The organism is Prevotella sp. P3-92 (assembly GCF_002251205.1).
Lineage (GTDB): Bacteria > Bacteroidota > Bacteroidia > Bacteroidales > Bacteroidaceae > Prevotella.
In genome coordinates, this window is the sequence record NZ_NPJE01000056.1 from 168,881 (window position 1) to 180,514 (window position 11,634).

The 11,634-nt window shown below is 45.7% G+C and carries 10 protein-coding genes; 4 read left to right on the forward strand and 6 right to left on the reverse strand.

The annotated features are described in order from the left end of the window. The first annotated feature begins 224 nt into the window (after positions 1-224). Positions 225-1,388, forward strand: coding sequence for a hypothetical protein (locus tag CIK93_RS08385; protein ID WP_094447071.1), 1,164 nt, complete (start codon positions 225-227; stop codon positions 1,386-1,388). Between the two features lie 92 nt (positions 1,389-1,480). Here the strand turns inward: CIK93_RS08385 and recA are convergent, their stop codons facing one another. The 6 genes from recA to CIK93_RS08410 all read right to left on the reverse strand — a co-directional run bounded on the left by recA (position 1,481) and on the right by CIK93_RS08410 (position 6,516). After that, the gene (recA, locus tag CIK93_RS08390; RefSeq protein WP_094390843.1) at positions 1,481-2,509 is read right to left on the reverse strand and encodes a recombinase RecA; all 1,029 of its coding nucleotides are present in this window, start codon (positions 2,507-2,509) and stop codon (positions 1,481-1,483) included. A 63-nt stretch (positions 2,510-2,572) separates the two neighbouring features. Next, complete coding sequence (locus CIK93_RS08395; protein WP_094390842.1) at positions 2,573-3,808, reverse strand: saccharopine dehydrogenase family protein; 1,236 nt, start codon at positions 3,806-3,808, stop codon at positions 2,573-2,575. 49 nt (positions 3,809-3,857) lie between these two features. Further along, positions 3,858-4,454, reverse strand: a complete 597-nt coding sequence (locus CIK93_RS08400; protein ID WP_094440669.1) for a DUF6621 family protein — start codon at positions 4,452-4,454, stop codon at positions 3,858-3,860. Positions 4,455-4,511: 57 nt separating this feature from the next. Then, positions 4,512-5,597 (reverse strand): tRNA 2-thiouridine(34) synthase MnmA, encoded by a 1,086-nt coding sequence (mnmA, locus tag CIK93_RS08405; RefSeq protein WP_094447072.1) that lies wholly within the window; start codon positions 5,595-5,597, stop codon positions 4,512-4,514. Positions 5,598-5,652: 55 nt separating this feature from the next. Further along, entirely contained in the window at positions 5,653-5,847 is a 195-nt protein-coding gene (locus CIK93_RS13475) for a hypothetical protein (protein ID WP_144007282.1), read from the reverse strand. A gap of 66 nt (positions 5,848-5,913) precedes the next feature. Further along, positions 5,914-6,516 carry a DUF4840 domain-containing protein gene (locus tag CIK93_RS08410; protein WP_094434133.1) on the reverse strand — a complete coding sequence of 201 codons (603 nt, stop codon included), beginning with the start codon at positions 6,514-6,516 and terminating at the stop codon, positions 5,914-5,916. A 152-nt stretch (positions 6,517-6,668) separates the two neighbouring features. On the opposite strand from CIK93_RS08410, the gene CIK93_RS08415 reads away from it, so the two are divergent. The 3 genes from CIK93_RS08415 (at position 6,669) to CIK93_RS08425 (ending at position 11,089) form a co-directional block, all read left to right on the forward strand. Next, on the forward strand, positions 6,669-7,283 hold the full coding sequence (locus CIK93_RS08415; RefSeq protein ID WP_094434131.1) for an RNA polymerase sigma factor: 615 nt from the start codon (positions 6,669-6,671) through the stop codon (positions 7,281-7,283). A gap of 5 nt (positions 7,284-7,288) precedes the next feature. Continuing rightward, complete coding sequence (locus tag CIK93_RS08420; protein WP_094447073.1) at positions 7,289-8,623, forward strand: outer membrane beta-barrel protein; 1,335 nt, start codon at positions 7,289-7,291, stop codon at positions 8,621-8,623. 138 nt (positions 8,624-8,761) lie between these two features. Next, on the forward strand, positions 8,762-11,089 hold the full coding sequence (locus CIK93_RS08425; protein WP_094390836.1) for a transglycosylase domain-containing protein: 2,328 nt from the start codon (positions 8,762-8,764) through the stop codon (positions 11,087-11,089). Positions 11,090-11,634 lie beyond the last annotated feature (545 nt).

Here is an 11,634-nt window from a genome sequence, read left to right on the forward strand (position 1 = left end):
TTAATATTCGTAATGTTAACGATAACTTAATAGCAAAGCGTGTGCCAAATGGTGTTTGACAGCTGTTAAAAGTGGGTGTTGTATGACATTTTGGCATGTATTAGTGTCATGATGTACTATCGCTTTTATATTAATTATGGTATTCGGTCATGTTTGTTGCTTTAAAATTTGGTTTTTCCCTTACTAAATCGTAACTTTGCAAGCGTTAACTATAAACAACTATTATGAAAAAGCTGATAACAATGGGTATTCTTGCGCTAATGACCACAACGGTTATGGCACAGGGAAGTGATTCCTATATCGTGAAGACGAAAGGAGTGAAAAAGGTGGAGACACCAAAAACTGATGCCAAACAGGTGGCAGGTTCTACAACACAAGAGGCAGACAAGCCTCAGGATTTCGTAGGTCGTAACTTTCCTCGATATGGTTTGTGCGACTGGCAAGATGGCATGCGTTTCATGGTTTTGCCTGAAAAATATGACATGTTGGTGAATACCTTCCGTGACGAAAGTAATAATAAGGAGGTGAGCAACGGTTATTTCCGTCGCAAGGTGATGGTGTATCGTGGCCATGCTGTTGGCAGTAATGGTCGTGCACGGCTCAACTTTACTTGCCAAGATGACAACAAACAGTATTATTTTGAGTTGCCCAACGGCAATTATGAAGACTATTGCTATAATAAGATAGGTGTGCCAACGTTAGCCTATCTGGGTGATGTAGATATTGCCCGTTCATTGCTTGTTGGCAAGACATTGGTAACTACTACTACTGATTATTATATTGATACCGATTATGAAAGCGATGCTGCTGATTTGGTGAAGGTAGAGAAGGGACAGAAAGTGAAGGTTGTTGCCGTTGGTGTTGGAACTCGCTCGTTCCCTGTAAAGATTATCGTTGAGGGTAAGGATGGCAGTGAATTCTTCCAGAATGTGGCCATGAGCAAAACCAATTGTGGTATGCGCGATGATGAGTTTATTGTTGACAATGCCAAACATCTGTTCGACGGTTCGTTTACTTTTGAGGAAGAAGACGAGCGCCAGCAGTCAGCTTCTTTGGGTGATTATGCCCAATATATGAACAAAACAGTTCATTTGAAGTATCCTACTACCATGAAGGTTATCCGCAATGGTGCGGGTAGTCGTGTGGTGACAATGGCCAAGGAAACCACTTTCCGCATTGACGGTATGCGTCCTGTGCGTAATAGCCGGTATGTCACTTTGACACTTTCCGAAACTGTTACAGGTCGCCTTTATACGAAGAATGTGACTTTTAAGAATGAAAATGTGACAGGTGATATAGATGGTCAGAAGGAAGATTATTTCGGGTATCTTTTCTCGGAAGGGTCTGGTAAAACTCCTGTTAAGACTCATACCCGTCGTCGCAGATAATCTCGGATTGTATATATGGTCCAGAGACGGGACTATGATAAAAGGCGCATCGGATATTTCCGATGCGCCTTTTCATCTATGTGATCTGTGTATTACTCTTCGTTTTTGATGGTTTCAACAACCTTAGCTTCAAGTTCTTCGCAGAGTTCAGGGTTGTCTTTCATCAGTTGTTTGACAGCATCACGTCCTTGTCCGAGCTTTTGTCCGTCGTAGCTGAACCATGATCCGCTCTTCTGTATGATGTTGTATTGTACGCCGAGATCGAGTATTTCGCCTACTTTCGATATTCCTTCGCCAAAGGTTATTTCAAACTCAGCTTTACGGAATGGGGGAGCTACTTTATTTTTCACTACCTTTACGCGCACTTGGTTTCCGATGACTTGGTCACCCTCTTTGATGGGGCTGACGCGGCGGATATCGAGTCTTACAGAAGCGTAGAACTTTAGTGCATTACCACCAGTAGTTGTTTCGGGGTTACCAAACATGACTCCGATTTTTTCTCGCAACTGGTTGATGAAGATACATGTGGTGTTTGTTTTAGCGATGGTGGCTGTGAGTTTGCGTAGTGCCTGACTCATCAGACGCGCATGCAGTCCTACAGCCGAGTCACCCATGTCTCCTTCAATTTCCTTTTTCGGAGTGAGTGCAGCTACTGAATCGACCACCAATATATCAATAGCAGATGATCGTATGAGCTGGTCGGCAATCTCAAGTGCTTGCTCTCCGTTGTCGGGTTGTGATATCCAGAGGTTGTCGATATCTACTCCCAGTTTCTGCGCATAGAATCTGTCGAAGGCATGTTCTGCATCGATGAATGCAGCGATGCCGCCTGCCTTTTGTGCTTCAGCAATGGCGTGTATGGCCAGTGTGGTTTTACCAGAAGATTCCGGACCATAGATTTCAATGATTCTACCGCGTGGATATCCTCCCACTCCGAGTGCGAGGTCGAGGTTGAGGCTTCCTGTTGGTATGACATCTACATTCTCTATTTGTTCGTCACCCATTCGCATGATGGAGCCTTTTCCGTATTCTTTTTCTATTTTCGACATGGCCGCTTGCAGGGCCTTCATCTTTTCGCTTTGCGCGTTGATGGTCTCGTTTTCGTTTTCTTTTTTTGCCATGGTAGGTTTCTGTATCTAAATGTATATATTATAAAATTATAAAATAGGTGTAGTGTTTGTGGATTAGAGTTCTAAGTCTCCGTCAAACACTTCATGCCAAGGCAGTCCTTGTGTGTTGAGTTGTTCCATGAAAGGATCTGGATCAAACTCTTCCACGTTCCAAACGCCTGGTTTCTTCCATATTCCTTTGAGGAACATCATGGCGCCAATCATGGCAGGCACACCAGTGGTGTAGCTTACGCCCTGCATGCCAGTCTCTTCGTAGGCTGCCTGGTGTGAGCAGTTGTTATATACGTAGTATGTGCGCTGTTTGCCGTCTTTAGTTCCTTTGATGCGGCATCCGATGGAAGTCTCTCCTTCATAGTTTTCTCCGAGATCTTGTGGATTGGGCAAAACGGCTTTGAGGAATTGCAGAGGAACGATTTTTACCTTTGCCGTACCTGTTCCGTCAGCCAGTGGAGCTTCATATTCTATTTCATCGATTCTGCTCATGCCAATGTTCTGAATCACATCGAGATAGTTGAGATATTGCTGTCCGAAGGTCATCCAGAAGCGTGCCAACTTGATTGATGGGTAGTTTTTGACGAGTGACTCCAGTTCTTCGTGGTGCATGAGATAGCTCTCACGTGGTCCTATGTTGGGGTAGGTGAGTGCTTTGTGTACTGACAGAGGATCAGTTTCTTTCCATTCTCCGTTTTCGTAGTAGAGTCCCTTTTGGGTTATTTCGCGGATATTGATTTCTGGATTGAAGTTGGTTGCGAAAGCTTTGTGGTGGTTTCCTGCGTTGCAATCGACGATGTCGAGTTGTGTCATCTCGTCGAAATGATGCTTAGCTGCATAAGCGGTGTAGATGCCGCTGACACCTGGGTCGAATCCGCAACCGAGTATAGCGCATAGTCCAGCTTGTTCGAATCGTTCTTTATAGGCCCATTGCCATGAGTATTCGAAGTGAGCTTCATCCTTTGGCTCGTAGTTGGCTGTGTCCAGATAGTTGCATCCGCAAGCCAGACATGCTTCCATGATGGTGAGGTCTTGGTATGGCAGTGCGAGGTTGATGACCAGTTCGGGCTGGTAGTCGTTGAATAGCGCTTTGAGTTGTTCCACATCGTCTGCATCTACTTGTGCGGTTTTGATGGGCATGGTGTATCCTTTTTTGTGGATGGCTTCTACTATCTGGTCGCATTTCTCCTTTCGTCTTGATGCGATCATGAAGTCGGTGAACACGTCGGTATTCTGTGCGATTTTAAATGCGGCTACGGTGGCCACACCACCTGCACCAATCATCAGTACTTTTCCCATTTTCTTATTTTTATTATTGTTTTTATAATTTTCTAGTTATGTTATCGTTTCAGGGTTTTATTTCGTCTCCCCTAATGCCGAGTGCTGCCATGAGCGAGTATCCGAGTATTTCCTGTCGGAAGTTTCCTCCGGCTATGGGTTGCATGCTAAACACGGTAATGTGCTTTTCGGGGTCGGCATGTCGGAGTCCCTGTTTCACCTGTTCGATGTTTTTTTCAGCATCAGGGATAATCATCATTCGTTTCACGTCGGCGCTATTTGCGATGATTTGCATGGCATCGGTGAAGAGTTCTTCTGCCGAAACGAGTTCTTCTACGGTTACGCAACTGATTTGAAATTCGCCGAGCGAATCGCTGAAGGCTTTTCCATCAAGTTCTCTGTCGAATGTTGAAGGCATGAAGTTATCCATGCCTTTTTTGTTTTTGCCGTGTATCAGTATGACCTGAGTCTCGTGTTTTCCCTCGCGCATACCGCCGTCGAGTGCGATGCAGTCAATCCATTTTGCCATGTCGGCTTTGGGTATTTGGCGCCCAATCATGCGTTCAAAGTTGACGATAAGGTCGAATGTCACCCTGTCGATATAGTCTGCATCAACCAGGATGACGTTTTCTTTCCATGTTGTATTGTCGATGGAGGGTTGTATCATAATTTGCAAAGTTACATTAAAAGTGACGAATAGCAAAACATTCTCGTCGATTTATTTTCATACGGTTATCTCTCCCGATCCCAAGCAGCGGTGGTGCTGTTCGTCGTAGATAACGCAGAATTGTCCTGGTGCCACTCCGTGGATGGGTTGTGTGGAGTGTACGGTGAATTGTCCTTCGCCTTCATGCTCGATAGTGGCGGGATGGTATTCTGGTGTATGACGTATCTTGAAGGTAATATGGGTCTGCTGTGGATCGAGTGGGAGTGTGAGATGATGGAAATCATGCACTCTGAAATCCTGCTTGTATGCAGTCTTGGGATCGTATCCGTGGCTGACATAGAGTATGTTTTCTGCTACGTCTTTCTTAACCACAAACCATGGTCCGCCTCCGAAACCCAGTCCGTGGCGCTGTCCGATGGTGTGAAACCATAGTCCTTGGTGCTGTCCGATGCGCTTTCCTGTTTCCAGTTCGACCACTTCGCCTGGCTTTTCTCCGAGGTATCTGCGTATGTAGTCGTTGTAGTTGATCTTACCTAAGAAGCAGATGCCTTGTGAGTCTTTGCGCTTTGCGTTTACCAGATGTTCTCTTTCTGCAATTTCGCGCACCTCTTCCTTCATCATGTGTCCAATGGGGAAGAGTGCCTTTTTCAATTGCCAGTCATATATCTGTGCAAGAAAATCTGTTTGGTCTTTTACCGGATCAGGACTTGTGGTGAGCCATTTTCTTCCTTCGCTGTCTATTTCTGTCTGTGCATAGTGACCTGTTGCGATAAGGTCATAGTCCTTGCCACGCTTGTCGTGGAAGGCTCCAAACTTGATGAGTCTGTTGCACATCACGTCGGGGTTGGGTGTCAGTCCTGCCTTTACTTTATCCATGGTGTAGGTGGTCACTTGTTCCCAGTATTCTTTGTGACAGTCTATTACTTCGAGTTTACAACCGTATTTATGGCTTACGGCTGTGGCCATTTCTAAGTCTTCTTCCGACGAACAATCCCATTCTTCTTCCTCTTCAGGACCGATTTTGATGTAGAAGCAATCGGGGCGCAATCCTTGCTGAGCCAGTTGGTGGAGCACTACCGAACTATCTACTCCTCCTGAGAGCAGCACGGCAATGCGTTTTCCTTGTAGTTCTTTTATATTCATGTGTGCAAAGTTACATATTAAAGATGAGTTATCCATCGTTTCTTCCATCTTTTTTTCATCTTTTTCTTCTTTGGTATTTCTGCATGATATTGATCATATCCACTTGCCCGATTGATGGATTGGGGTTGTATGTAGGTGACAGGGCAGCTTGCCGGCCTTTGCCTCGATGGATAGGTAGATGGGGGATTGACTGGTCGTTTTGGATGTATTTGGCCTGCATGGGAATATGACGGGCTACAAAAAAAGTCACCGATCAGCAGATTCGTGTCTGCGACCGGTGACAACAGTGTAAGTTTTTCAGTATTAGTGATGAGTTTTATTTCTTCTTGGTATAGAACATCAGACCAACCTGGTTTTTCGACAGTTTGTTGGTGTTGCTATCGTCTTCAAATACACCAGCCACAACCATCTGCATGTACATCAGGTTCTTTCTTGAATCCCAAAGACCATACGAACTATAGTTGTTGATGTAGAATGCTACTCTAACCTTGTGAGGCTTGTCGCCGTAGGTAAGATGGTATTCCATGGTAGAGGGGTTCAACAGAAACTGAATCTGAGTAGAAGGCATGAAGCCATATACACACTTCAGATCCACAGGCTGTGCATTCACCATAGCTGTCTTCAGATCGCCATCGGGCAGATTAACGGTGAAAGCCTTGGGAGGAATGTTCTTTATTACGAAAGCAGAGTCGCTGTACATGTCGATTTTTACATCAAGAGTATCGGTCTTGTAGTTTGAAGTGCCTTCGCCCGAAAGTGCATAAACCATCATTCCGTCGTGTACACCCTTGATAACATCGTAGCGCTGAGCAATCTCAGCAGGTGTCAGACGTGCGGGTTCATCGTCGCTGTTGCAAGCCACAAAGGTAAAGGCGGCCATGCAACCCATCAGCATAGTGATAATTTTCTTTGTTGTCATGTCTTTTCTGTTATTTGTTTTGTTAATAAATTCTTTGGCGATAGAACACCATCGTGGTGCCTCTTTCCGTCAACATAAAGACTGCCGTTGCGGAAAACTTGCATGGAAAACCTATAAGTTAACGTCTTTTAACAAAAATAACCATTGCAGTTATGCAAGTTTTTCCCACTTTTGCACTTTATAACGATAGAAACGAAAACATCGTGAAGCACTATACTGATACAGACGAACAGCAGTTGGCCGAACAACTTCGCTGTGGCAATGCCGCAGCGATGAGGGTTTTCTACGACCGTTATGGTGGACTGCTAACTGCCGTATGCGCGCGCTATATTACTGATAGCGAAAGTCTGAAAGATGTGATGCAAGACAGTATGGTGCAGCTCTTGACCCATGTTTCCGATTTTAAGTATCGTGGCGAAGGGTCGCTCCGAGCATGGGCCACCAAGATAGTGGTAACTCAAGCGTTACGCTATCTGCGCGAAGAAAAACGACGCGAATGGCAGACAATAGACTGGGACGTGGCTGATGTGCCGGAAGAAGACGATCCGCCTGTCAACGACATTCCCCCCGATGTCATACAACAGATGGTCAGAAGGTTGCCAACGGGATACCGAACGGTATTCAACCTCTACGTCTTCGAACACAAAAGCCATCAGGAAATAGCCCAACTGCTGGGCATCAAGAAAGACTCTTCGGCATCGCAACTCAGCAGAGCGAAAAATCTGCTGGCACAAATGATAAGACAATATACAAACACCCAACAATAGATTCTATGAAAGAACAGTGGAGAAAAGAATTGCAAGACAAGATGGCTGACTATCAGCAGCCAGCTCCCCTCCTGTCATGGGATGAGTTGGAGCAAGTCGTGGCAGCACAGCAGCGCCCAGCCAAGAAAGTTGTATTCTACCGTCAACGATGGATAGCTGTGGCGGCAGTAGGCATCCTGTGTGTTGGCGTGGCAGTCAGTTTGTTGTGGAATCCAGCGCACCTCAACCCGCAGCAGTCCAGTATTCAGACTTCTGTCGGTACAGAAAAACAAGGCGTTCAGCTGTCAGCAAAAACAGAAAAGCAGCTTCTGTCAGACAGTCAACCCTTGTTGGCTTCTCTGTCCGAACAACATTCGCAGAAAGCCGAACGGTTGCCGAAGGAATCCCGACGGATATTAACAACCGACGAACGTGTGGATGTGGAAAACACAGAACAATCCTCGTTGGCTGTGGCAGCGACAGACGAAACAACAGCCAAAGCTGTAACTGAAACAACTGAAACGATTGCTGCAACAGCCTCGAACCCTACCGACGAGCAGACTCAACCGGTCACATCGAAAACCAACCGCCTCACGCTTGCCAATGTATCGGGACGTGAGCGGAAGGCATCTGAATATCTCTCACATACCCATGGCAACGATGCTTATGGTGACAGCCAACGTCTCACGGCGCAGGCATTCTTCTCCAACGGATTCTCTAATGATGGCAACAAAGGGGGAGAACTTGTCGTGTACGACGCAACGCCACCTGCTGATACTCAGGTTTTTGGGGCGAAAGGTCCAGATATATTACGACCTATCGAACTGGCTTCGGCTACACCAAAGGAACACTATAAACACCATTTCCCATTGCGCTTTGGAGTATCTATGCGTTATTATATCAACAATCGGTGGAGTGTCGAGGCAGGACTCTCATACACTCGCCTTACGGCAGATTTCACCAGAGAGAGCGTGCATTATGTTCAACAGATGGAACAGAAACTGCACTATGTGGGAATCCCGATTCATGTCAACTATACGCTGTGGAATAGCAGACGCTTGCACTTCTATGCCAAAGCAGGCGGCACAGTCGAGAAAATGGTTAGTGGACGCCGATGCGCCACATCAAACCCTGACAGTGAAAGCTACCCCATGTCCAGTGAAAAAGTTACCATACGTCCACTCCAACTGTCAATAGACGGTGGACTCGGAGGCGAATTCATGATCGACCGGCAGTTTAGTATCTATGCAGAACCAACGGTCAATTATCATTTCGACAACGGGTCAAAGATACCTACCTATTATCAGGAACATCCTTTCGGATTTGGACTCACCATGGGACTAAGGTTTAACTGGAAATAATGACAAATGTTCTGATTGATGAATACGGCGCTTCCGACCTTGGAAGTGCCGTATTGCTGATTATTGACCGAAAAGTTTCCGTATTTCAACAAAAAGCAGTACATTTGCACAGAAATATAAAAACACCACTAACTGATAATGAGAAAGATATTTGTGCGATGCCTATGGGCTTTCCTTGGAGCATCGGTTCTGACCGCTGTAGTGGCTTTCTGGGCCATTGCGAAAGGATGGATTGGTTATATGCCACCCATCGAAGAACTCCAAAACCCTATCAATCGCTATGCCACACAGATATATAGTGCCGATGGAAAAATCATGGGAACATGGAATTACAACCGTGAAAACCGTATCCTCGTAGATTATTCACAACTCGCACCAGCACTGGTCCAAGCACTGGTGGCTACCGAAGATGTGCGATTCTATGAACATTCTGGAATCGATTTCTTCGCACTCGGACGCGCCATAGTCAAGCGCGGACTACTTGGACACAAGAGTGCCGGAGGTGGTTCGACTATTACACAGCAACTCGCCAAACAGCTCTATTCATCTACCGCACATAGTGTAATCGAACGTCTGCTCCAGAAACCCATCGAATGGGTTATCGCCGTACAGTTGGAACGCAACTATACCAAAGACGAGATTATTTCCATGTATCTCAACTATTTCGACTTCCTACACAATGCCGTGGGCATCAAAACCGCGGCAAGTACATATTTTGGTAAAGAACCAAAAGACCTTACTGTCAACGAGGCGGCAGTACTCATCGGACTTTGCAAAAACCCATCCTATTTCAATCCTGTGCGCCATCCCGACCGTTGTACCGAACGCCGAAACGTAGTACTTTCACAGATGGAGAAAGCAGGATACCTCTCAGAAGAAGAGTGTGCACGATATACTGCAGAACCGCTCAAACTCAATTTCCATGTCAACGACCATAAAGATGGCGTCGCCGTATATTTCCGCGATTACCTACGCCGCTACATGATGGCCAAAAGACCAGAGCGCTCCGACTATCCATCATGGAACATGGTACGCTTCCATCAGGATTCTATCAACTGGGAGAACGATCCACTCTACGGATGGTGCAATAAGAATAGAAAGAAAAACGGTGAAACGTACAATCTCTATTCTGACGGACTACGTGTCTATACCACTATCGATTCGCGTATGCAGGAATATGCCGAACAGGCCGTATATAAACATGTTGTAAAATATCTGCAACCCGCATTCAACCGCGAGATAAAGGGAAAGAAGAGTGCACCGTATTCTGGTAACCTTACCATGGAGCAAGTCAACAAAATCCTGATGCGCTCCGTACGCCAATGCGAACGATATCGCGTGCTAAAAGAGTCGGGAGCTACTGAGGAACAGATACGAAAGTCGTTCAATACCAAAACAGAAATGTCGGTATTCACCTATCATGGAGAAGTTGATACTATCATGACACCGCTTGACTCCATACGCTATTATAAGTCGTTCCTGCGTTGCGGATTCATGAGCATGTGCCCCCAAAACGGAGCCGTAAAAGCCTATGTAGGTGGACTCAATTTCACACATTTCGCATACGATATGTGTATGGAAGGACGACGACAGGTGGGCTCTACCATCAAACCATTCCTCTATTCACTCGCTATGGAAAATGGATTCTCGCCATGCGACCTCGCACCGAATGTCCAACAAACCTATATGGTGGCAGGAAAACCGTGGACTCCACGCAATAGCAGCCATTCCCGTTATGGCGAAATGGTCACGCTTAAATGGGGATTGCAGCAGTCGAACAACTGGATTTCGGCTTATCTCATGAGTAAACTCAATCCGCAGGCATTCGTAACCCTGTTGCGAGAATATGGCATCAATAATCCGGAAATACACCCATCCATGTCGCTCTGCCTCGGTCCATGCGATATTACAGTGGCAGAAATGGTTAGCGCATATACTGCATTCGTCAATCACGGCATCCGCACCGCACCACTTCTCGTAACACGCATTGAAGATAATGAAGGCAATGTCGTGGCACAGTTCCGACCACGCATGAACGAGGTCATCAGCGAAGAAAGCGCCCACAAAATGCTCTATATGCTTAAAGCAGTTATTGATGGAGGTACCGGTGGACGATTACGCTATATGTATAATATCACGGGAGAAGTCGGAGGAAAGACCGGAACCACCAACAATAATAGCGACGCATGGTTTATGGGCATTACTCCCAACCTCGTTAGCGGCTGTTGGGTAGGAGGCGATGATCGCGACATTCACTTTTCCATGACCAGTATCGGCCAGGGTGCATCAGGTGCACTCCCCATTTGGGCTTATTTCATGAAAAGTGTTTATGCAGACAAGCGCTTAGGCTATTCACCCGAAGCCGTGTTCGATCTGCCACCAGGTTACAATCCATGCAAAATGGATGAAAGTGGTTTGGATGCAACTTTCAATGCCGGTGGAAACATAGAAGATATATTCGAGTAGTCTCGTTGTGATATAAAGAAAAACTGCCCCCAAGAGCGAAATTGTTCTTGGGGGTGCTTTTTATCCCAACTCCCCATCGCAACCATAATAGTCCTTTATTGACTCAAATAGTGACCTTGCAAAAATCAATTTCCCCCGTTCTTTGCACATTTCCGCAAAGCTTCCCTCTAAAAACGGAATTCAGGAATAGCGGCATTGGTGCGTTTCGGGTGCTTTTTCTGCCATCGGAAATGAAGAAAAAGATTTGTGCGCGTCCACACGTCCTTTATATATAATAAATAAGGAGTTTCCGTTTTTTGGCTTGACAGAAATCAATCTCTGCAAAAAAGTTTCATGCAATCTGCATTTTTTTCTCGAAAAAGTTTGGTAGTTCAGAAAAAAGCCGTACCTTTGCATCCGCTTTCAGGAATACAACACCTGACAAGCACTGAAGGAAGAGTTCTTTGAAAGATTTACATAAAACAGAGAAGTAGTAGTACAAGAAGCGAGACTTACTTTTTATGAGTACAGTCTTGGGTGAATTTACGAACCGTCGATTTTTAGGA

Excerpts from the sequence above, each read along its gene's own strand:
- CIK93_RS08385 (WP_094447071.1), top strand. The coding sequence starts at position 225 with ATGAAAAAGCTGATAACAATGGGTATTCTTGCGCTAATGACCACAACG.
- recA (WP_094390843.1), bottom strand. The coding sequence starts at position 2,509 with ATGGCAAAAAAAGAAAACGAAAACGAGACCATCAACGCGCAAAGCGAA.
- CIK93_RS08395 (WP_094390842.1), bottom strand. The coding sequence starts at position 3,808 with ATGGGAAAAGTACTGATGATTGGTGCAGGTGGTGTGGCCACCGTAGCC.
- CIK93_RS08400 (WP_094440669.1), bottom strand. The coding sequence starts at position 4,454 with ATGATACAACCCTCCATCGACAATACAACATGGAAAGAAAACGTCATC.
- mnmA (WP_094447072.1), bottom strand. The coding sequence starts at position 5,597 with ATGAATATAAAAGAACTACAAGGAAAACGCATTGCCGTGCTGCTCTCA.
- CIK93_RS08410 (WP_094434133.1), bottom strand. The coding sequence starts at position 6,516 with ATGACAACAAAGAAAATTATCACTATGCTGATGGGTTGCATGGCCGCC.
- CIK93_RS08415 (WP_094434131.1), top strand. The coding sequence starts at position 6,669 with ATGCAAGTTTTTCCCACTTTTGCACTTTATAACGATAGAAACGAAAAC.
- CIK93_RS08420 (WP_094447073.1), top strand. The coding sequence starts at position 7,289 with ATGAAAGAACAGTGGAGAAAAGAATTGCAAGACAAGATGGCTGACTAT.
- CIK93_RS08425 (WP_094390836.1), top strand. The coding sequence starts at position 8,762 with ATGAGAAAGATATTTGTGCGATGCCTATGGGCTTTCCTTGGAGCATCG.